The following is a 21,347-nucleotide window of genomic DNA, read 5'->3' as shown; positions in this document are numbered from 1 at the left end:
TGGGGCTTGCCGGATAAATGCGCTCGGCTGGCTGGTATTTTGGTGTTACGAACTGGGACATGAACCAGCACGCCAAGATCAACACCAAGATCGAGATCCGCCATTCGACCTGCCCGCATGATTGCCCCTCGGCCTGCGCCCTCGATGTCGAGGTGGTCGACGGCCGCAGCATCGGCCGGGTCCGCGGTTCGAAAAAGCAGACCTACACCGCCGGCGTCGTCTGCGCCAAGGTCGCCCGTTATGCCGAGCGCATCCATCACCCCGAGCGGCTGATCTATCCGCTGCGCCGCACCGGCCCCAAAGGCTCAGGTCAGTTCGCACGCATCTCCTGGGACGAGGCGCTGGACGAGATCGGGGACCGCTTCAACCAGGCCGAGCGCGAGTTCGGCGCGGAATCGATCTGGCCCTATTACTACGCCGGCACGATGGGCCTCGTGATGCGCGACGGGCTCAACCGTCTCACGCACGTGAAGAAATATTCGCGCTTCTATCAGACCATCTGCGCCAATGTTGCGCGCATCGGCTTTGCGATCGGTACCGGCAAGATCGCCGGCGTCGACCCGCGCGAGATGGCGCTGTCCGATCTCGTCGTGATCTGGGGCACCAATCCCGTCAACACCCAGGTCAACGTGATGACGCACGCCTCGCGCGCCCGCAAGGAGCGCGGCGCGAAAATCGCGGCGGTCGACATCTACGACAACGACACCATGAAGCAGGCTGACATCAAGATCATCCTGCGGCCCGGCACCGACGGCGCCTTCGCCTGCGGCGTCATGCATGTCTTGTTCCGCGACGGCTATGCCGACCGCGCCTACATGGACAAATACACCGATTGCCCGGCCGAGCTCGAGACGCATCTCAAGACGCGCACGCCGGAATGGGCCTCGGCCATTTGCGGCGTCCCGGTGTCGGAGATCGAGGCGTTTGCCAAGGCCGTCGGCGAGACCAAGCGGACCTTCCTGCGCCTCGGCTACGGCTTCACCCGCTCGCGCAACGGCGCCACGCAGATGCATGCGGCGCTCTGCATTCCCGCGGTGACCGGCGCCTGGCAGTATGAAGGCGGCGGCGCCTTCTTCAACAATTATGCGCTGTGGCACTTCAACGAATCCATCATCGAGGGCCACGACGCCATCGACAAGTCGACGCGCGCGCTCGACCAGTCGCAGATCGGACGCATCCTTACCGGCGACGCCGAAGCTCTGCAGGGCAAGGGCCCGGTCAAGGCGATGCTGATCCAGAACACCAATCCGATGACGGTGGCGCCAGAGCAGGCGCTGGTCCGGCAGGGCTTTGCGCGCGAGGATCTGTTCGTGGCGGTGCACGAGCAGTTCATGACCGAGACGGCGCAGATGGCCGACATCGTGCTGCCGGCGACCATGTTCATGGAGCATGACGACCTCTATTACGGCGGCGGCCATCAGCACATCTCGGTCGGGCCGAAGCTGATCGACCCGCCCGGTGAATGCCGCTCCAATCACGAGGTGCTCCAGGCGCTGGCGCCGCGGCTCGGCGCCCGGCATCCGGGCTTCGAGATGACCCCGCGCGAATTGATCGACGCCACGCTGCAGCTGAGCAATCACGGCGACATCGCCGGCCTCGAAGCCGACCTCTGGCGCGATCTGCAGCCGGATTTCCGCACCTCGCATTATCTCGACGGCTTCGCTCACGCCGACGGCAAATTCCATTTCAAAGCCGACTGGGCCCATCCGCCGTTCGGCCAGCTCATGGGCGATGTCGACAAGATGCCCGATCTGCCGGATCATTGGGCGGTGATCGAGCACACCGACCAGGCCCATCCGTTCCGGCTTGCGACCAGCCCGTCGCGCAGCTTCCTCAACACCACCTTCAACGAGACGCCGTCCTCGCAGGCACGCGAGGGCAGGGCCAGCGTGATGATCCACCCGCTCGACGCGGCCGCGCTCGGCATCGCCGATGGTGATGCGGTGACGCTCGGCAACGGCCGCGGCGAGACCACGCTGATGGCGACGCTGTTCGAGGGCGTGCGGCGCGGCGTCCTGATCGCCGAATCCGTTCATCCCAACAGCAACCACATCGGCGGGCGCGGCATCAACATGCTGACGGGCGCGGACACCATCGCGCCGATCGGCGGCGCGGCGTTCCACGACAACAAGGTCTGGATCAGGAAGGCGGCCTCAGCTCAGGGCGCGCATTCCGTCACGCCGTAGCCTGCGAATTCCTTCGCGATGTTCGGGTTCATCGACTTCGCCTGCGCGATGTCGGTGGCGCCGTCGCCGCCGTTTCTGCGCGCGGCGATGCCGCGGCCGAACAGCGAGGATGAGGAGCGCGGGTTGCGCTGGATCGCGTCGGTATAATCCTTGATCGCCTCGGCGGTGCGCCCGAGCTTGAGGTTGACGAGCCCGCGGCTGTCGAGTGCATCGCTCAAGCCCGGGTTGATCTGGAGCGCCAGATTGCAGTCGGCGAGCGCGCCTTGCAGGTCACCGGTCGCAGCCCGGGTCCAGCAGCGATTGTTCAAGGCTTCCGCGTCCTTGGGCGCGCGGCGGAGCACCGCGTCGAAATCCGGCATCGCAAGCGCATAGGCGCGCTTGATCGCGTAGACCTGGCCGCGCTTGTAGCGCGCGATGGCATCGTTGGCGTTGGCGGTGATCTTGCGACTGAGATCGGCGATGACGGGATCTCGTGCCAGCTCGTCCGCATTCGGAGCGGGCTCCGCCTGGGGCACCTCGCAGACTGGCTTCTGCGGCTCGATTGTCTGCGCCTCCGGCTTGGTCGGGGCCGTGTCGTCCCGCGGCCGCGTCGCCGCGCTTGCGAACGAGAAGTCCGTCGTCAGCGAGGAGGCCAGCCAGGGCACTTGCTCGCGGTTGGTGGCGGCAACGACGCCGTTCTTGGTGTTGGTCAGGGCCTGCTCGGCGCTGATGTTCGGCGCGCGCATTTCGCGCAGCAGCTCGGCGATGAACGGGCTGCGATCGGTCTTGCCGCTCGCCGTGACGGCGCCGAGCGCGGCGGAGTAGAGCACCAGCGAATTGCTCGGTGCGATCGCCGGTGCCAGGCCGGCCGAATAGCGGCGGAAGCGCCGCTCGAACGGGTTGCGGCGGGAGGCGTCGATCAGCGCGATCTTGATCGCGGCACCGCGCGTGTTCATCTCGGCGAGGATGGTGTCGAGGCTGAAGCCGTCGCGCGAGACGTCCGGCTCGGTCCAGATCTGGGCGTCGACCGGCAGCAGATAGGTCTGACGATTGGACTGGATGGCAAAGCCGTCGAAAAAGATCAGCGCCACCGCGCCGCGCTCGATGCGGTCATAGAAGCGGCCCAGCACCTGCCGCATGGCATCGCCGGTGATATTGCTCTGCCTGTCGACGACAAAGCCGCTGCGCTTCAACTCCTCGGCGACGTCCTGGGCATCGTTGGCGACGTCGCTGAGGACGAACTCATTGTCGGGATATTTCGCGTTCCCGATCACCAGCGCGATCTTCGCGGCGTCGGCCGCAGGACATGCGGCACCGCCGCTCAGCACGACCAGTCCTGCCAGCAACAACATGAATGCGGCACGCATGAAATGGCTCATCGGTGATCAAATCTCCGGTCAGGATAGCGCGCGCAAGCCCCAATTCAATCGCGAAGCGAAGTTGCGCCCACACGCTATGGTGACGCGACCTTGCAGATTGCCCTTGCGCGCGCGGCCCGACCTGCCGCAAATGGCTGCAAAACGGGACCAAGCAAGCGAGCATGCCATGACCGACCCCACAGCTGTCATCACCGAGAAGCGCGGGCAGGCGTTCTGGATCACCATCAACCGGCCGGAGAAACGCAACGCGCTGAACGGCGAGGTCATCGCCGGCATCACAAGAGCCTATCGCGATGCGCATGACGACAAGGACGTCCGCGTCATCGTGCTGACGGGCGCGGGCGACAAGGCGTTCTGCGCGGGCGCCGACTTGCAGAATTCCGGCGCGGCTTTCGCGATGGATCATTCTAAACCAAATGTCGACTATGCCGATCTGTTACGTTTGTCACAGAACGCCACCAAGCCCGCCATCGCGCGGGTCGCCGGCGTCTGCATGGCCGGCGGCATGGGCCTGCTCTGCATGACCGACATGGCGGTTGCGGCCGATCACGTCGTCTTCGGCCTGCCGGAGGTGAAGGTCGGTGTGTTCCCGATGCAGGTGCTGAGCCTGCTCCAGCGCATCGCGCCGCCCCGCCTCGTCAACGAATGGGCGCTCACGGGCGAGCCGTTCGACGCCAAGGCCGCGCAGGCCGCAGGCCTGCTCAACTATGTCGTGCCTGCCGCCGAGCTCGACGCCAAGGTCGACTGGCTGATCGGCCGCATCGTCGACAAATCACCGACCGCGATCCGCCGCGGCAAATACGCCATGCGCGCGATCGCCTCGATGTCGTTCGACGAGAGCATCGCCTACACCGAAAGCCAGATCGCGCTGCTCGCGATGACCGAGGACGCCAAGGAAGGGTTGAAAGCGTTCAGCGAGAAGCGGAAGCCGGTCTGGACGGGGAGGTGAGAGCAGTCTTGCGCGCAGTTCGTAGGGTGGGTTAGCGAAGCGTAACCCACCGCCATCTGTTACCGCGGAAGGAGAAGCGGTGGGTTACGCCCTGCGGGCCGCGCTTTGCGCGCCCACAGTGCTAACCCACCCTACGGCACCTCACCCCGCGTTCGCCTTCAGCCCCGCCGCCTGGATGCCAGCCACGGCGCAGGCCTCGTCATTGTCGGACGTGTCGCCGGAGACACCGACCGCGCCGAGCAAGGTCGTGCCGTCCATGATCAGCACGCCGCCGGGGACCGGCACCAGTGCGCCCTTGGCAATCGTGTTCACGGCATCGATGAAATAGGCCTGCTCCTGCGCGCGCTGGAACAAAGCGCGCGAGCCCATGCCCATCGCGAGGGCACCATAGGCCTTGCCATGCGCAATCTCGGCGCGCATCAGGCTGGTGCCGTCCTGCGCCGCCGCGAGCTTGAGCACGCCGCGGGCATCGAGAATGGTCACGACCAGCGGCTTCAGCTTGAGCTCGCCGGCCTTCGCGAAGGCAGCGTCGAGGATTTTTCGGGCGGTGTCGAGGGTGAGGTCAGCCATGGCTGGTTTCCTTTGCAGCTGGAGGAGTGGACTTGGCGCGATCGAGGCTCATGGCCAGCACGCGCGCGACGTGAAGCGCTTCGCGCTTCGTGCCGTCGCGGATCTGGTGCCGGCATGAGGTGCCATCGGCGACGACGAGCGTATCCGGGTCCGCGCGTCGCACGGCCGGCAGCAGCGACAACTCGGCCATTTCGATCGACGCATCGTAGGTATCCGCACCATAGCCGAACGCTCCGGCCATGCCGCAGCAGCTCGATTCGATGGTCTTGACCTCAAGGCCCGGGACGAGGCGCAGCACCTGCTCGACCGGCTTGAAGGCGCCGAAGGATTTTTGATGGCAATGGCCGTGCACGATGGCCTTGTCCGCGACAATGCCGAGCGGCAGTCGCAATCTTCCGGCCTCGGCCTCGCGCACCAGGAACTCCTCGAAGGTCAGCGCATGGGCGCCGACCGCCCTGGCATCGTTGTCCTTGCGCAGCGAAGCGAGCTCGTCGCGCAGCGTCAACAGGCAGCTCGGCTCGAGCCCGACGATCGGCACGCCGCGTGCCGCGAACGGCGCGAAAGCCGAGACCAGCCGGTCGAGCTCCGCCTTGGCTTCGTCGACGAGACCGGCCGAGAGGAACGTGCGACCGCAGCACAGTGGACGGCTGCCGCTCGCAGGTTTTGGTAGATGCACGCGATAGCCGCCAGCCGTGAGTACGCGCAGCGCTGCGTCCAGGTTCTCGCGCTCATAGATTCGATTGAAAGTGTCCGCGAACAGCACGACCTCGCGGCCGGTCTCCGGGCCAATGCTTTCGGCGGGCGGTACGAACACATCGCTGCGGAAGGCGGGGAGCGCCCGGCGCGCGCTGATGCCGGCGAAGCGCTCGAACAGTTTTCGCAACAGCGGGCTGCTGTTGCGCAAATTCGCCAGCGGCGCGAAGCGCGAAGCAAGGCCGGCATAGCGCGGTAGATATCCGACCAGCCGGTCGCGCAGCGTCAGGCCGCGGCTGGCGGCGCGCGCCGCGAGCACCTCGATCTTCATCTTGGCCATGTCGACGCCGGTGGGGCATTCATGGCGGCAGGCCTTGCAGGAGACGCAGAGTTTGAGCGTCTCCATCATTTCGTCCGACGACAGCGCATCAGGGCCGAGCTGGCCCGAGATCGCAAGCCGCAGCGTGTTGGCGCGGCCGCGGGTGACGTCTTTCTCGTTGCGCGTGGACCGATAGGACGGGCACATCACGCCGCCCTCGAGCTTGCGACAGGCGCCGTTGTTGTTGCACATCTCGACCGCGCCCTGGAAGCCGCCGCCGGCGCCGGGATAAGCCGACCAGTCGAGTTTGGTCTTGAGCTCAGCGACGCGATAATCCGGCTTGAAGCGGAACAGCGAGCGGTCGTCCATTTTGGGCGCATCGACGATCTTGCCGGGATTGAGCACGCCGGCGGGATCGAAGCGCTGCTTCACCTCCCTGAAATCGGCGACGAGACGCTCGCCGAACATCGTTGCGTGGAACTCGGAGCGCACCAGGCCGTCGCCATGCTCGCCGGAATGCGAGCCCTTGTACTCGCGCACCAGCGCGAACGCCTCTTCGGCGATGGCCCGCATCGCCTTGACGTCTTTCTCCAGCTTCAGGTTCAGAACGGGGCGCACATGCAAGCAGCCCTCCGAGGCGTGAGCGTACATCGTGCCGCTGGTGCCGTGCTTGGCGAAGACTTCGTTCAGCCGCGCGGTGTAGTCGGCGAGATGCGGCAGCGGAACGGCGCAGTCCTCGACGAAGGAAACCGGCTTGCCCTCCTGCTTCATCGACATCATGACGTTGAGCCCGGCCGCGCGGAAATCGGCGATTCCGCTCTGCAGCGCCGGCTCGGTGATCTCCACAACGCCACCCCATTTGCGCGTGTCGTTGTTCCAGCCGAAGCCGAGATCGCCCATCAGCTCCGTAAGCTGCTTGAGGCGCACCAGATTGTCGGCTTGGTCCTCTTCGGCGAATTCGACCACCAGCACGGCATCCGGATCGCCCTTGATTGCCGCGGAGATGACGGGTGCGAACATCGCGATGTCGCGGCCGAGCGCGATCATGGTGCGGTCGACCAGCTCGACTGCGATCGGCTTCAGCTTGACCAGATGCTGGGCCGCGTCCATCGCCTCGTAGAAGCTGCCGAAATGGCAGACACCGAGCGCCTTGTTGCGGATCACGGGCCACAGCTTCAGCTCGACCTTGGTGGTGAAGGCGAGGGTGCCTTCCGAGCCGACCAGAAGATGCGCCATGTTGTTCGGCGCATTGCGCGGCACCAGCGCATCGAGATTGTAGCCGCCGACGCGGCGCTGCACCTTCGGGAAGCGCGCGGCGATCTCGTCGGCCTCGCGGGTGCCGAGGTCGAGCATGTCGCGGAACAGCGCGCGGATGCTGTCGCCGGCCGCGAGGTCGGAGAGATCGCGCGAGACCTCGCCAAAACGGCTCAGCGTGCCGTCGGCGAGCGATGCCTCCATCGAGAGCGTGTTGTCGCGCATCGTGCCGTAGCGCAGGCTACGGCCGCCGCAGGAATTGTTACCGGCCATGCCGCCGATGGTGGCGCGCGACGCCGTGGAGACGTCGACCGGAAACCACAGGCCGTGCTTTTTGAGCTGGCGGTTGAGATCGTCGAGCACGATGCCGGGCTCGACCACGCAGGTCCGGCCCTCGACGTCGAGCGACAGGATGCGGTTGAGATGCTTGGAGAGATCCACCACGAGCCCGTCATTGACGGTCTGGCCGCATTGCGAGGTGCCACCGCCGCGCGGGGTGACCTTCAGCCCCTCGTCGCGTGCGATCGCCAGCGCCCGCAAGGCCTCGTCCATGGTCTTGGGGACCACCACGCCTGATGGCATGATCTGGTAGAACGAGGCGTCGGTGGCGTAACGGCCGCGGCTGAAGCCGTCGAACAGGACGTCGCCGGTCAATTCCGACCGCAGGCGCCGTTCGAGCGAGGAGGCGTTCGTCATCCCTGATCCCGGACTGACCCGGCGAGGCTCAGCCTCGCTGAGTTATTCATTACGATTCCTGACCGCTTATATTGTGAATGCAAAATGAGCAAGCCAGGCGCCCTCAAGGCAGTGCCGGCGCGCCCTCTTGGGGCTCGGTCAGGTGCTCGATCGCGGCCGTCCGCTTGTTGCGCAGATGCTGGAACAGGATGTCGCTGAGCTCGCTACCGGCGCGCCGGCGCAGTGCATCGAGGATGGCCTCGTGCTCGCGCATGGCTTCCGCCCAGCGCTGCCGCTTGCGGGCGAAATTGGCGGAGTAGCGGACGCGTCGGATCCGGCCGGCGAAATTGGCGTAGGCAATCTTCAGCGTCTCGTTGCGCGCGGCCGCGACAATGCTCTCGTGGATGCGCTGGTTGGCCTGGAAATAGCCGTGCATGTCGCGATGCAGATAATGGCCATACATCTCGTAATGCAGCTGCTCGATCGCCGTGATTTCCGCATCCGTGATGGCTTCGCAGGCGAGGCGCCCAGCCAGGCTTTCCAGTCCCGCCATGACGTCGAACAGTTCTTCCAGGTCGCGCTGGCTGAGCTGGCGCACCCGTGCGCCGCGGTTGGGTAGTAGCTCGATCAGGCCCTCGGCGGCGAGCACCTTGAGCGCCTCGCGCAACGGCGTGCGGGAGATGCCGAGCATCTGGCAGAGCTGCCGCTCGGGAACGCGCGCGCCTTCGGGAATATTGCCTTCGACCACGTAGTCGCGCAGCCGCAGCAGGATCTCGCCATGCAGCGAGGCCTCGTGACGGTTTTCCTGGCGATCGCCGGTGCCGGCGGGCGGGGTGATCGGAACCCCGGTGTCGGGAATCGTGGATTTCATCTGCAGCACAGTAGTTTGCCGGATTGGTCGCGTCGACGCTCCGCAATCGAATACCAGATTTCGATTGAATGGACAAAAAATGAATGCAAAATAGGCGATAGAGTGGGCCTTAACTCGCCGAAAGGGAGCTTTTCATGTCTCAGGGACGCCATTTCCTGCAGATTCCGGGCCCGAGCCCGGTCCCCGAGCGCGTCCTGCGCGCGATGGACATGCCCGTCATCGACCACCGCAGCGCCGAATTCGGCGAGCTCGGCCGGACCGTGCTCGAAGGCAGCCAGAAGATCTTTCAGACCAAAGGGCCGGTGGTGATCTTCCCTTCGTCAGGGACCGGCGCCTGGGAGGCTGCGATCGTCAACACGCTGTCGCCAGGCGACAAGGTGCTGATGGTCGAGACCGGCCACTTCGCCACGATGTGGCGGCAGATGGCCGGCCGCTTCGGCATCGAGGTCGATTTCGTCCCGGGCGACTGGCGCCGCGGCGCCGATCCGGCGGTGATCGAGGCCAAGCTCTCCGAGGACACCGCGCGCACCATCAAGGCCGTCATGGTCGTGCACAACGAGACCTCGACCGGCGCGACCAGCCGCATCGCCGAGATCCGCGCCGCTATCGACCGCGCGTCGCATCCGGCGCTCTTGATGGTCGACACCATCTCCTCGCTCGGCTCGGTCGACTATCGTCATGACGAGTGGAAGGTCGATGTCAGCGTCAGCTGCTCGCAAAAGGGTTTCATGCTGCCGCCCGGCCTCGGCTTCAACGCGATCTCGGAGAAGGCGCTGGCTGCATCCAAGACCAACAAGATGCCGCGCTCCTATTTCGACTGGGAGGAGATGCTCAAGCCCAACGCCAAGGGCTTCTTCCCCTATACACCCGCGACCAATCTGCTCTACGGCCTGCGCGAGGCGATCGCGATGCTGCTCGAGGAGGGGCTCGACAATGTTTTTGCGCGGCATCAGCGGCTCGCCGCCGCGACGCGGGCCGCCGTCAATCATTGGGGCCTCGAAGTGCTCTGCCGGGAGCCTTCGGAGTTCTCGCCGGTGCTGACCGCGGTGCTGATGCCGCCGGGGCATGATGCCGATCAGTTCCGGAAAGTCGTGCTCGACAATTACAACATGTCGCTCGGCTCGGGCCTGTCGAAAGTTGCCGGAAAAGTCTTCCGCATCGGCCATCTCGGCGAATGCAATGCGCTGACGCTGCTCGGCGCGCTCAGCGGTGTCGAGATGGGCCTGTCGGTGGCCGGCGTGCCGCACCGCTCCGGCGGCGTCGATGTCGCCATGAAGCTGCTGGAGCAGCGCCCGCAGGGCAATGCCGGCCCGCACCTGAAGATCGTCGGCACCTAAAGGTGGTCCGCCATCCCCGAACGGCCCTTTGGAGGAGGGGACAAGCCGGTCAAATAGTGCTATTCGGCGCCCATCAAATTCAAGGCAAGACCGGGAAGGACGCCGATGACCGTGCATACTGGAAGGCATTTCCTACAGATTCCAGGACCGACCAATGTGCCCGATCGGGTGCTGCGGGCGATGGACATGCCGACTTTGGACCATCGCGGTCCGGAGTTCGCCGAGCTCGGCTTTGCCGTGCTTGCCGCGATGCAGCGCGTGTTCCGCACCAAGCAGCCCGTGATCATCTTCCCCTCGTCCGGTACCGGCGCCTGGGAAGCGGCGACGGTCAACGTGTTTGCGCTTGGCGACAAGGTCCTGATGTGCGAGACCGGCCAGTTCGCCGTGCTCTGGCGCGGCATTGCCGACAAGTTCAAGCTCGACGTCGACTTCATCCCGAGCGACTGGCGCCATGGCGCCGACCTCGCCGAGATCGAGAAGCGCCTTGCCGCCGACAAGCAGCACGCGATCAAGGCGGTCTGCGTCGTGCACAACGAGACCTCGACCGGCTGCGTGACTCCTCCCTTGGAGGTGCGCAAGATCCTCGACCGTGTCAAACATCCGGCGCTGTTGATGGTCGACACCATCTCCGGCCTCGGCTCGATGGAATATGAGCACGATGCCTGGGGCATCGACGTTTCGGTCGCCGGCTCGCAGAAGGGCCTGATGCTGCCGCCGGGCCTCGGCTTCAACGCCGTCTCGGAGAAGGCACTCGCGGTCGCCAAGGCCAATCCGGGCATGCGCTCGTACTGGGATTGGCAGGAGGTCATCAGCTTCAACAAGCTCGGCACCTTCCCCTACACGCCAGCGACGAACCTGCTCTACGGCCTGCGCGAGGCGGTGAAGATGCTGGAGGAGGAGGGGCTGGAGAACGTCTGGTCTCGCCACAAGCGCCACAGCGCCGCGACGCGCGCTGCGGTCAAGGTTTGGGGCCTGGAGACGCAATGTGCCGATCCCGCCGCGCATTCTCCGGCGCTGACCGGCGTTCGCGTGCCCGAGGGCTTTGATGCCGACGCCTTCCGCAAGGTTGTGCTGGAAAACTTCGACATGTCGCTCGGCACCGGCCTGAACAAGGTGAAGGGCAAGGTGTTCCGCATCGGCCATATCGGCCATTTCAACGATCTGATGCTGATGGGCACGCTCGCAGGCGTCGAGATGGGCCTCGACCTTGCAAAGATCCCGCACCGAAGCGGCGGCGTGCTTGCGGCCATGGACGTCCTGAAGGGACGCGACGTGGTGCCGATGACCAAGGCTCAGGTTGCCTAAAGGCAGCCTGACTGAACTAGTGAAGAAAGTGAGCGCGCGATGAACGCACCGACGACGACCAACGAAGACCTGCTCTACTCCGTCACGGACGGCATCGCGCGGATCACCTTCAACCGCCCGCAGGCGCGCAACGCCATGACCTTCGCCATGTATGACCGCATGGCGGAGATCTGCGAGGAGATCAACGCCGATCGTTCGATCAAGGCGCTGATCCTGACCGGCGCGGGCGACAAGGCGTTTGCCTCCGGCACCGACATTTCGCAATTCCGCGCCTTCAAGACCGCGCAGGATGCGCTCGACTACGAGGCGCGCATCGACCGCGTGCTCGGCACGCTGGAGCAGTGCCGCGTGCCGGTGATCGCGGCGATCGCCGGCGCCTGCACCGGCGGCGGCGCGGGCATTGCGGCCTGCTGCGATCTTCGCATCGGCACCGAGACGACGCGGATCGGTTTTCCGATCGCGCGCACGCTCGGCAATTGCCTGTCGATGTCGAACGTCAGCCGCGTGGTCGCGCTGGTCGGTCCTGCCCGCACCAAGGACCTGATCTTCAAGGCGCGCCTGGTCGAGGCGCCGGAGGCTCTGGCGCTCGGCCTGCTCAATGAGGTCGTGCCTGACGTGGAGACGCTGCAGCGCCGCGCCGACGAGACTGCAAAGCTCGTCGCCAGCCACGCGCCGCTGACGCTGGAAGCGACCAAGGAAGCAGTGCGTCGCATCCGCCGCACGCTGTCGCGCGAGGAAGGCGAGGACCTGATCCTCAAGGCTTATATGAGCGAAGATTTCCGCGAGGGCATGGACGCCTTCCTCAACAAGCGGGCGCCGGTCTGGAAGGGCAAGTAGCCCCGCCTCAGTCCGACCTGCGCCGTGCCGGACGCGGCGCGCCAGGCAAATTGCTGGACGTCAACCGTCGGCGGTCGCTGCAGATCGCAATTGTCACAAATCCATCAAACGGTTCCACTGTTCGGAACGGCGATTGCGTGCGCCCGAATCTGCACGGCCACGTTGACGGCGCGAGAGGCTCATGCATAAGATCGCGCAGGTTGCATTCCATCTTCTGAAGTTTTTTCCTGTCGAACGGCCGGCAAGCAAGTGATCTTGGCTTCCATCCACATTGAGTGACGTGAATTGCGTGAGGGCGTTCTGACCGGCCGTGCTGCAACCAGACGTCATTGAACTGAAATTGAACTGTAGATCTAGCGACGTAATTTCGACCACGCGAGCCGCGCCAGAATTCATTGCTGGCCATCCCGACCCCAGGCTCGGTCTCGCGAGCAACCAAAGGTCCTGAACCAAGACCCCTTAAGCCATCGCTTTGATGCAAGACCGTCGAGTCTCGTCTGATTTCTCAGACCGATTAGTCACGTCGCCGCATTGACCTGCGGCGGCGCCTCCATGGCAACGCAGGCAGGGATTTTTCCATGACCAACCACACGCCGGTTTTCACCTCGTCGTCCGCAACGGGCAGCTTCACCGAATTCGCCAACCTCAACGATTCAACCTCGCTGCACACGCTGTCCGGGACGATGAGCTTCAGGGACAGCGACAGGACCGACACCCATACGACGTCGGCGACGCTGCATTCCGCGGTGGTATCAGGCGGAACGATCGTCCCGGCGGCGTCGCTCGCGCATTTCCAGACCGCGATGCAATCGCAGATCCTGAGCGATGCAAACGGCTCGGGCCAGCTCAAATGGAGTTTCAGCGACGCGGACGAAGATTTCGATTTCCTCGCCAAGAACCAGACGCTGGTCCTGACCTACGACATCAAGGTGTTCGACAATCACGGCGGCTTCGCCATCCAGACGGTCAAGATCACCGTCACCGGCACCGACGACAAGCCGGCCATCAACATGACGACGGCGGCGACCGTCACCGAGCAGACCAATCAGACGCTGTCGCTCTCGCCCGACACGGTTCACGTCGCGCTCAACTTCACCGACGACGATCTCGCCAACACCGGGCACACCGCGACCGTGACGGCCGTCTCCGCCTCCGGTGCCACCGCGGGTCTGTTGCCGGGGCCGTTCGGCACTGCCGAGCTGATGTCGTTCTTCCATGTCGACAACGTCGTCAAGGCTTCCGGCTCCTCGACCGGAACCATCAACACCACCTTCTCCGCGCCCGATCTCGCCTTCGATTATCTGGCCGCGGGCCAGCATCTCGACATCACCTACACCGTGCGGCTCGACGATCATGCCGGCGGAGTCTCGACCCAGACGGTGACCGTGACGGTGGTCGGCACCAACGACCGGCCGCTGTTCCTGTCGTGCCCGGAATCGGCCGCTCTCGTCGAGGATCAGAATGTCGACCCGGCCGGCAATCTCACCGCGCATGACAGCCTGGTCTTCACCGACATCGATCTTGCCGATGCGCATATCGTCTCGACGACGGTCACGGCGAGCCGTTCCGGCGGCGGCGCGATACCCCTGACGAATGCGCAATTGCTCGCCGCGTTCGGCACCTCGCTCCAGGATTCGACCGGTCATCTGATCGGCGAGGTCGACTGGAATTTCGCGTTTCCAAATTCCTCGGCCGGTTTCCTCAACGGCGGCGAGACGCTCGAGCTCGTCTATCACGTCACCGTCACCGATCCCTCCGGAGCCGCCACCACCCGGGACGTCACCATCACGATCCTCGGCGTCAACGAGCCGGTCGTGATCACGAGTGGACCGCAATCCTCGACCGTGGCCGAGCAGGACGCCACCACCGGCTCCCCGGTCCTCGACACGACACCAACCAGTCCGGCCGGCACGCTGGCCTTCACCGACGCGGACACCAGCGACACGCACACGGTGACGGCGACGCTGGACTCGGTCTCGGGGCCGACGCCGCCTGCCGCGACGCAGGCCGATCTCGCGGCGGCGCTGACGACGACGCTGCACGATTCCACCGGCACCGGCAGCGGCAGCATCGATTGGGACTTTGCGATTGCCGATCAGGATCTCGACTATCTCGCCGCTGGCGAGACGCTGACGGTGACCTACGACATCACGGTCGCGGACGGCTCGACCAGCGCGACCCAGACCGTCTCCGTCGCCATCAGCGGCGCCAACGACGCGCCGGTGATCACGAGCGGACCGGGATCCGCCGCGCTGTCCGAGCAGCCGGGCGTGACCGGGTCGCCGTCGCCCGACACGACGAGCCCGGTGCCGACGGGCACGCTGAGCTTTGGCGACGTCGATCTGTCCGACACGCATTCGGTCAGCGTCGTGCTGGATTCCGCGGTGTGGTCGGCCAATCCTTTCGCCGTCCCGGCGCAGACTCTGGTGGACCTGCAATCGGCGCTCGCCACCGTGCTGCACGATTCCACCGGCACCGGCTCCGGCAGCGTCGACTGGACCTTCAGCATCGCCGATGCCGATCTCGATTTCCTGAGCCTCGGCGAGACGCTGACAGTGCAATATTCCGTCAACGTCTGGGACGGCTTCATCAATTCGGCCCAGACCGTCACCGTCACCATCGATGGTGCGGCCGATCCGCTGGTCCTGACGCCGCTGACGGTTGCAGCGTCCGATACCGCGGGCCCGGATGCCGGCACGGCGATCGCGACGGGGGCCATCTTCGACATCACGCAGCCGGTGGATTTGAGCACGCCGCGGACCGTGACCGAGGTCAACGGCAGCGCCGCCAATGTCGGCGTTGCGGTGGCCGGTGCGCATGGAACGCTGGTCCTCAACGCCGACGGCTCCTACGGCTATGTCGCGGATGCTTCGGTCGACGCGCTTCTCGCCGGCGACAGCGTCACCGACCAGTTCACCTTCACCGTCGATGACGGCCAGGGCCATCAGGCCTCGACCACGCTGACCTTCGACATCGCCGGTGCCAACGACAACCCGCTTGTCACGGCGGCCAATCTCAGCGGCTCGGTCACCGAGGACGCCGGCCCGCCGGTGATCCTCAACGGCGATTTCGAGACCGGCAATTTCGCCAATTGGACGGTGAGCGGCGGCGGACACATCCGCGTCACGCAGCTCGAGCTCGGCGGCAGCTTCGGCCATTATTCGGTCGAGCTGCTGGCGAACAGCAGCCCGGAAACGCTGTCGCAGAACGTCGCGACCACACCGGGCCAGCACTATTTCGTCAGCTTCGACGTCATCGGCGACCCCGAGAGCGTCAACGCGCCGTTCACGGTGTCGTGGGACGGCGTGACCATCCTGTCGCTCGCCAACGTGCCGTCCGGCGTCAACCACTATTCCTTCGACGTGCTCGGCGACGGCTTGCTGTCCTCGACGCTGCTGCAGTTCACCTACGAGGACGACGGCACCGGCATGATCCTCGATTCCGTCAATGTCAGTCCGGCGACGGGACCCGCCACCGAATCCACGCAAGGCGCGCTGTCGTTCTCCGACGTCGACCCCGGCGACACGCACAGCGCAAGCTTCGTGCCGAGCGACGGCGGTTATGTCGGCACGTTCTCGCTCGATCCGGTCAGCGAGGCCGGCGGCACGGGATCGGTCGCCTGGCATTTCACCGTGGACAATGCCGACATCCAGTTCCTGGCGCAGGGGCAGACCCTGACCCAGGACTATCTGGTGACGATTGCCGACAACAATGGCGGCTCGACCACGCAGGACGTCACCGTCACCATCATCGGCACCAATGACGCCCCGAGTGCGGTCGGCGAGACCGTCATCACCGATGTCGGCGCCAACGCGACGGTCGAGATCCCGAGCTGGGCGCTCGCCATGAACGACACCGACCCCGACACCATCGACCATTTGTCGCTCGGCACCATTACGGCGAGCTCCGGCGGCAGCGCCTTCCAGTTCGGCGATGCCTTCTTCGGCGACGACGCGACGCTCGGCGGCTCGTTCAGCTACACGACCTCCGACGGCACCACGACCTCGTCCAATATTGCCACCGCGACCATCGTCAACAACGCGGCCGGCGCGACCGCGCTGACCGGCACCGGCGGCGACGATATCCTGATCGCCACCAACGGGACGGAGACGATGAGCGGGGGCGGCGGCAACGACGTCCTGATCGCCACCGCGAGCGGCAATGTCATGACGGGCGGCAGTGGCGACGACAGCTTCGCCTTCCTGCAGCCGTCCGGTCCGAGCACGGTCGGCGATTTCAACAACACCACCGAGCACGACCGGATCGCGGTTTCGGCGAGCGGGTTCGGCGGCGGGTTGACGGCGGGGATGGACGTGACGTTCGAAGCTTCCGGCGACGATGTGTTTTCGGGATCTTCCCAATTCCACTTCGACACCGCGAGCCAGACGCTCTATTTCAGCGCCGACGGGACGCAAGGCGCCGCGGTCGCCTTGGTCACCCTGCAGAGCGGCGTGCTGCTCAATCAGCACGACATATTGGTCGTCTAGATCCCAGTCATCGCGGCGAGGCGCGGGCCCAGGCAGGCCCGCGCCTTCGAGCGCCGCGCCGCCCTCATTCCAAAGTCATAAGTGGGATGACGCCGGATGGCTTGAACTCGGCTGGATTCGCCAGCACAATGGGCGCTGAATTCATCGCCGAATTTCCAATGCAAACAAGAAGATAGGGAAGACGCACGTGGGACATGGAATGAAGGCCGCAATTGCGCTCGCAATGGCGGTTTGTGGCACGCCGGCTGTTGCGGGCTGGGAGCCGACGAAACCGGTGGAGATCGTGGTGGCGGCGGGCGCGGGTGGCGCCTCCGACCAGATGGCGCGGATGATGCAGGCCGCGATCCAGAAGAACAATCTGATGAAGCAGCCGATCGTGGTCTCGCTCAAGGGCGGCGCCTCGGGTGCGGAAGCGCTGATGTACATGAAGTCCAGCGAGGGCGATCCGAACAAGGTGCTGATCGCCTATTCGCTGATTTACATGCTGCCGCTGTCGGCGAAGATCCCGTTCAACTGGCGCGATCTGACGCCGGTCTCCGTGGTCGCGCTCGACCAGTTCGTGCTGTGGGACAACAGCGCGGGCCCCAAGACGGTGAAGGACTTCGTCGCGGCGGCGAAGGCCGCGAGCGCGCCGTTCAAGATGGGCGGCACCGGCTCCAAGCGCGAGGACCATGTGCTCACCGTGTTCCTGGAGCAGAAGACCGGCGCGAAATTCTCCTATCTGCCCTACAAGTCCGGCGGCGAGGCGGCGACCCAGTTGGTCGGCAACCACACCGAGGCCAACGTCAACAACCCCTCCGAAAATCTCGAAGTCTGGCGCGCCGGCCAGGTGCGGCCGCTCTGCGTGTTCGACAGGGAGCGCATTTCCTACACGACCAAGGTGACCGACACGCAGTCCTGGGCCGACATCCCGACCTGCAAGGAGGAGGGCGTCGACGTGCAATATCTGATGCTGCGCGCGATGTTCCTGCCCGGCAAGGTCACGCCGGAGCAGCAGGCATTCTACGTCGATCTGTTCCACAAGGTGACGCAGACGGCGGAATACAAGGAGTACATGGAGAAGCAGGCGCTGAAGCCGATCTTCCTCACCGGCAAGGACATGGTGCAGTTCCTCGAGGAGGACGATGCGCTGAACAAGTCGCTGATGACGGAAGCCGGTTTCGTCGCGAAGTAATCACATCCTCCGCGTCATGCCCCGCGAAGGCGGGGCATCCAGTATTGCACAGAATTCGGCGAAGGACGGCTTCTGCACGGCGTACTGGATCATCCGCTTTCGCGGATGATGACAGCGCATTTGATCTGGCATCGCATGTCCCAAACCGATATCGAAATCGTCGTCGAGGATCCCACCGCGCCCGAAGACGATTCCCCTTCCGTCGTCTCTTCCGGCACGATCGAGATCGTCGTCTGCCTCCTGCTGCTCGCGCTCGCGGTCACACTCGGCTACGACAATTGGCGCACCGGCGCATCCTGGGATGCGACCGGGCCCGAGCCCGGCTATTTCCCGTTCTATCTGTCCGTCATTCTCGCCGGCGGCAGCCTCTACGGGCTGATCGCGGCGCTGCTGGCACGGCGCGCCTCGTCGGGGACCTTCGTCACGCGCGCGCAAGGCCGCCGCGTGCTGGCGGTGTTCGTGCCGACGCTGCTGTTCTGCCTGGCGACCCAGTTCCTCGGCCTCTATGTCGCGAGCTTTCTCCTGATCGCAGGCTTCATGCGGCTCGTCGGAAAGATCGCGCTGTGGAAGTCGCTGCTCACCGCGTTCGCGTTCACGGCGCTCATGTTCGTCACCTTCGACGTCGCCTTCGACGTCATCATGCCGAAGGGGCCGCTCGAAGCGGCCCTCGGCCGCTAGGGGCGCCGCGCGATGGAAGCTCTCGGTCTCCTGCTCCACGGCTTTGCCGTCCTGCTGACGTGGAAGACGCTCGTGCTGATGATGGTCGGGCTGGTGCTCGGCATCTTCGTCGGCGTGCTGCCCGGGCTCGGCGGCCCCAACGGCGTTGCGATCCTGTTGCCGCTCACCTTCACGATGGACCCGACCTCGGCCATCGTGATGCTGTCCTGCATCTATTGGGGCGCCTTGTTCGGCGGCGCGATCACCTCGATCCTGTTCAACATCCCGGGCGAAGCCTGGTCGGTCGCGACCACTTTCGACGGCTATCCGATGGCGCAGCAGGGCAGGGCGGCGGAGGCGCTGACAGCGGCGTTCACCTCCTCCTTCGTCGGCTCGCTGGTCGCGGTGCTCCTGATCACCTTCCTCGCGCCGATGATCTCGTCCTTTGCGCTGAAATTCGGCCCGCCCGAGTTCTTCGCGGTCTATCTCCTGACCTTCTGCTCCTTCGTCGGCCTCGGGCGCGAGGCCAAGCACAAGACCGTCATCTCGATGTCGCTGGGGCTGCTGCTCGCCGGCATCGGCATGGATACGGTCTCCGGCAGTCTGCGCATGACCTTCGGCTCGCCGGAACTCTTGCGCGGCATCAACTTCCTGGTTGCCGTCATCGGCCTGTTCGGCATCAGCGAGATCCTGCTGACGATGGAGGAGCGCCTTGCGCTGCGCGGACATGCGGCTAGCATCTCGCTGCGCGTCGTGCTCGGCGTCTGGAAGGACCTGCCGAAATATTGGGTCACGCTGCTGCGCTCCTCCTTCATCGGCTGCTGGCTCGGCATCACCCCGGGCGGTGCGATCGCGGCCTCCTTCATGGGCTACAATCTGGCAAAACGCTTCGCCAAGGAGCCCGAGGGTTTTGGCAAGGGACGCATCGAGGGCGTGTTCGCGCCGGAGACGGCGGCGCATGCCTCCGGCACCTCGGCGCTGCTGCCGATGCTGGCGCTCGGCATTCCCGGCTCTGGCACCGCCGCGATTCTGCTCGGCGGATTGATGGTGTGGGGGCTCAATCCGGGGCCGCTGCTGTTCGTCGAGCACAAGGACTTCGTCTGGGGGCTGATCGCCTCGATGTATCTCGGCAACGTCGTCGGCCTCGTGCTGGTGCTGACGACGGTTCCGATCTTCGCCTCGATCCTGCGCGTGCCGTTCGCGGCGGTGGCGCCGATGATCGTGGTGTCCTGCGCGATCGGCGCCTATGCCATCCAGAACGCGATGTTCGACATCTGGCTGATGCTCGGCTTCGGCGTGGTCGGCTACGTCTTCAAGAAGATCGGCATTCCGCTGGCGCCGTTCACCCTGGCGCTCGTGCTCGGCAACCGTGCCGAGGATGCCTTCCGCCTGTCGATGATCGGCTCCGGCGGCACCTTGAAGGTGTTCTGGTCGAACGGCCTGGTCGGCTCGATCACAACCTTGGCGATTCTGCTGCTGTTCTGGCCGGTGATCGACAATCTCTTCGCCCGTGTCGGGTTGACGCATGGGACCAGGACGACATCGCCCTAGGATGCGGAGTAATATCTTTTTTAAATCAATGACTTGAACACAAAGGTGGTTTTTCGGCCGGGATACCACCGCGGGTTCGATTGTTTCCGAATGTTGCCGCGGCGGCACAGCCCTTGGGTGAGGATGCGCGTATATTTCGATCACAAGATCGTGCAAGGGGGAATTCTCCATGAAGCGGATAGTGATTGGAATGGCGGCCGCGATGTCGCTGTTTGCGACCGGCGCGCTGGCCGCCGATCTCGCGGCAAAGCCCTATGTCAAGGCGCCTATCGTCGATCCGGTCTGGAGCTGGACGGGCTTCTATGTCGGCGCCAACGCCGGCTACAGCTGGGGCCGTTCGCGCAGCGACGTCACCTACACCAACACAGCGACTGGTGCAGTGATCGTGCCGCCGGCCGGCTCCATCACCAGCGCCTCGTTCGACATGAACGGCGCCATCGCAGGCGGCCAGGCCGGCTACAACTGGCAGAGCTCCAACTGGGTCTTCGGCATCGAGGGCGACCTGCAATGGTCGGATGAGAAGGGCCGCGCCGGCTATAGCTGCGTGGGCACTGCCGCCGCGCCGGTCGCCGGGCCCTGTCTTCCCACCTTTACATTCCTTCCGCCTGGCGGCCTGGCCGGTACGACCTTGACGGTCGACCAGAAGCTCGAGTGGTTCGGGACGGTTCGCGGTCGCGTCGGCATCCTGGCGACCCCGAAGGTGCTGTTCTACGGCACCGGCGGTGTGGCCTTCGGCGAGATCAAGACCACGGGCACCATCTCCAGCTTCAGCCTTGTCGCGCCCTTCGGCCCGATTGCGGCGGTCGGCTCGAGCTCCACGACGCGCGTCGGCTGGACTGTCGGCGCAGGCGTCGAAGGCAAGATCACGCAAAACTGGAGCGCCAAGCTCGAATATCTCTACATGGATCTCGGCCGCTTCTCGTCCGGCCCGTTCAGCTTGTCACCCGCCTTGCCGATCAGCGCGAGCGTCTCGTCGCGCTTCACCGACCACATCCTGCGCGCCGGCATCAACTACCAATTCGCCGGCCCGGTGGTCGCCAAGTACTAAGCGACGTACTGAGATCAACCAAGGCGTCAACAACAAGCAAAGCCCGGCCTCGTGCCGGGCTTTGTCGTTGCAGACG

At 65.0% G+C, this 21,347-nt stretch carries 14 protein-coding genes; 10 read left to right on the top strand and 4 right to left on the bottom strand.

The genetic code is table 11. The features are described from left to right. The first annotated feature begins 59 nt into the window (after positions 1-59). Entirely contained in the window at positions 60-2,186 is a 2,127-nt protein-coding gene (locus AB7M16_RS08440; RefSeq protein ID WP_453943640.1) for a molybdopterin oxidoreductase family protein, read from the top strand. On the opposite strand, the gene AB7M16_RS08435 is transcribed toward AB7M16_RS08440, so the two are convergent. Beyond that, positions 2,159-3,532 carry a caspase family protein gene (locus tag AB7M16_RS08435; protein ID WP_453943639.1) on the bottom strand — a complete coding sequence of 458 codons (1,374 nt, stop codon included), beginning with the start codon at positions 3,530-3,532 and terminating at the stop codon, positions 2,159-2,161. The two genes, AB7M16_RS08440 and AB7M16_RS08435, sit on opposite strands and share 28 nt — an antisense overlap. Positions 3,533-3,710: 178 nt before the next feature. Here AB7M16_RS08435 and AB7M16_RS08430 point away from each other — a divergent pair, with 178 nt between their 5' ends. Then, positions 3,711-4,493, top strand: coding sequence for an enoyl-CoA hydratase/isomerase family protein (locus AB7M16_RS08430; RefSeq protein ID WP_212255465.1), 783 nt, complete (start codon positions 3,711-3,713; stop codon positions 4,491-4,493). Between the two features lie 141 nt (positions 4,494-4,634). Here the strand turns inward: AB7M16_RS08430 and AB7M16_RS08425 are convergent, their stop codons facing one another. From AB7M16_RS08425 to AB7M16_RS08415, 3 genes are all read right to left on the bottom strand, one after another. Further along, on the bottom strand, positions 4,635-5,063 hold the full coding sequence (locus AB7M16_RS08425) for a GlcG/HbpS family heme-binding protein (protein WP_036007469.1): 429 nt from the start codon (positions 5,061-5,063) through the stop codon (positions 4,635-4,637). Then, positions 5,056-8,025, bottom strand: a complete 2,970-nt coding sequence (locus AB7M16_RS08420) for an FAD-binding and (Fe-S)-binding domain-containing protein (RefSeq protein WP_453943638.1) — start codon at positions 8,023-8,025, stop codon at positions 5,056-5,058. Before AB7M16_RS08420 ends, AB7M16_RS08425 begins: the two co-directional genes overlap by 8 nt. Before the next feature lie 103 nt (positions 8,026-8,128). Beyond that, entirely contained in the window at positions 8,129-8,875 is a 747-nt protein-coding gene (locus AB7M16_RS08415; protein WP_453943637.1) for a GntR family transcriptional regulator, read from the bottom strand. A gap of 134 nt (positions 8,876-9,009) precedes the next feature. On the opposite strand from AB7M16_RS08415, the gene AB7M16_RS08410 reads away from it, so the two are divergent. The 8 genes from AB7M16_RS08410 to AB7M16_RS08375 all read left to right on the top strand — a co-directional run bounded on the left by AB7M16_RS08410 (position 9,010) and on the right by AB7M16_RS08375 (position 21,271). Continuing rightward, positions 9,010-10,212: a pyridoxal-phosphate-dependent aminotransferase family protein gene (locus AB7M16_RS08410; protein ID WP_453943636.1), complete on the top strand. Its 1,203-nt coding sequence runs from the start codon at positions 9,010-9,012 to the stop codon at positions 10,210-10,212. Positions 10,213-10,317: 105 nt separating this feature from the next. Then, entirely contained in the window at positions 10,318-11,517 is a 1,200-nt protein-coding gene (locus AB7M16_RS08405; protein ID WP_453943635.1) for a pyridoxal-phosphate-dependent aminotransferase family protein, read from the top strand. Between the two features lie 39 nt (positions 11,518-11,556). Further along, entirely contained in the window at positions 11,557-12,354 is a 798-nt protein-coding gene (locus AB7M16_RS08400) for an enoyl-CoA hydratase/isomerase family protein (RefSeq protein ID WP_271505350.1), read from the top strand. Between the two features lie 578 nt (positions 12,355-12,932). Further along, positions 12,933-16,841 carry a beta strand repeat-containing protein gene (locus AB7M16_RS08395; RefSeq protein WP_453943634.1) on the top strand — a complete coding sequence of 1,303 codons (3,909 nt, stop codon included), beginning with the start codon at positions 12,933-12,935 and terminating at the stop codon, positions 16,839-16,841. Between the two features lie 199 nt (positions 16,842-17,040). Then, the gene (locus AB7M16_RS08390; protein WP_271505347.1) at positions 17,041-18,015 is read left to right on the top strand and encodes a Bug family tripartite tricarboxylate transporter substrate binding protein; all 975 of its coding nucleotides are present in this window, start codon (positions 17,041-17,043) and stop codon (positions 18,013-18,015) included. A gap of 135 nt (positions 18,016-18,150) precedes the next feature. Beyond that, on the top strand, positions 18,151-18,693 hold the full coding sequence (locus AB7M16_RS08385; protein ID WP_212255478.1) for a tripartite tricarboxylate transporter TctB family protein: 543 nt from the start codon (positions 18,151-18,153) through the stop codon (positions 18,691-18,693). Between the two features lie 12 nt (positions 18,694-18,705). After that, on the top strand, positions 18,706-20,223 hold the full coding sequence (locus AB7M16_RS08380) for a tripartite tricarboxylate transporter permease (RefSeq protein ID WP_212255479.1): 1,518 nt from the start codon (positions 18,706-18,708) through the stop codon (positions 20,221-20,223). Positions 20,224-20,392: 169 nt separating this feature from the next. After that, positions 20,393-21,271 (top strand): outer membrane protein, encoded by an 879-nt coding sequence (locus AB7M16_RS08375; RefSeq protein WP_212255481.1) that lies wholly within the window; start codon positions 20,393-20,395, stop codon positions 21,269-21,271. Positions 21,272-21,347: the final 76 nt, after the last annotated feature.

It is taken from the genome of Bradyrhizobium sp. USDA 372 (assembly GCF_053629095.1).
The sequence above is the reverse complement of the archived record's forward strand: the minus strand, read 5'-3'. Positions and strand labels throughout refer to the sequence as shown.

Coding starts and splice junctions, on each gene's coding strand:
- AB7M16_RS08440 (WP_453943640.1), top strand. CDS start 60: ATGAACCAGCACGCCAAGATCAACACCAAGATCGAGATCCGCCATTCG.
- AB7M16_RS08435 (WP_453943639.1), bottom strand. CDS start 3,532: ATGCGTGCCGCATTCATGTTGTTGCTGGCAGGACTGGTCGTGCTGAGC.
- AB7M16_RS08430 (WP_212255465.1), top strand. CDS start 3,711: ATGACCGACCCCACAGCTGTCATCACCGAGAAGCGCGGGCAGGCGTTC.
- AB7M16_RS08425 (WP_036007469.1), bottom strand. CDS start 5,063: ATGGCTGACCTCACCCTCGACACCGCCCGAAAAATCCTCGACGCTGCC.
- AB7M16_RS08420 (WP_453943638.1), bottom strand. CDS start 8,025: ATGACGAACGCCTCCTCGCTCGAACGGCGCCTGCGGTCGGAATTGACC.
- AB7M16_RS08415 (WP_453943637.1), bottom strand. CDS start 8,875: ATGAAATCCACGATTCCCGACACCGGGGTTCCGATCACCCCGCCCGCC.
- AB7M16_RS08410 (WP_453943636.1), top strand. CDS start 9,010: ATGTCTCAGGGACGCCATTTCCTGCAGATTCCGGGCCCGAGCCCGGTC.
- AB7M16_RS08405 (WP_453943635.1), top strand. CDS start 10,318: ATGACCGTGCATACTGGAAGGCATTTCCTACAGATTCCAGGACCGACC.
- AB7M16_RS08400 (WP_271505350.1), top strand. CDS start 11,557: ATGAACGCACCGACGACGACCAACGAAGACCTGCTCTACTCCGTCACG.
- AB7M16_RS08395 (WP_453943634.1), top strand. CDS start 12,933: ATGACCAACCACACGCCGGTTTTCACCTCGTCGTCCGCAACGGGCAGC.
- AB7M16_RS08390 (WP_271505347.1), top strand. CDS start 17,041: ATGAAGGCCGCAATTGCGCTCGCAATGGCGGTTTGTGGCACGCCGGCT.
- AB7M16_RS08385 (WP_212255478.1), top strand. CDS start 18,151: ATGTCCCAAACCGATATCGAAATCGTCGTCGAGGATCCCACCGCGCCC.
- AB7M16_RS08380 (WP_212255479.1), top strand. CDS start 18,706: ATGGAAGCTCTCGGTCTCCTGCTCCACGGCTTTGCCGTCCTGCTGACG.
- AB7M16_RS08375 (WP_212255481.1), top strand. CDS start 20,393: ATGAAGCGGATAGTGATTGGAATGGCGGCCGCGATGTCGCTGTTTGCG.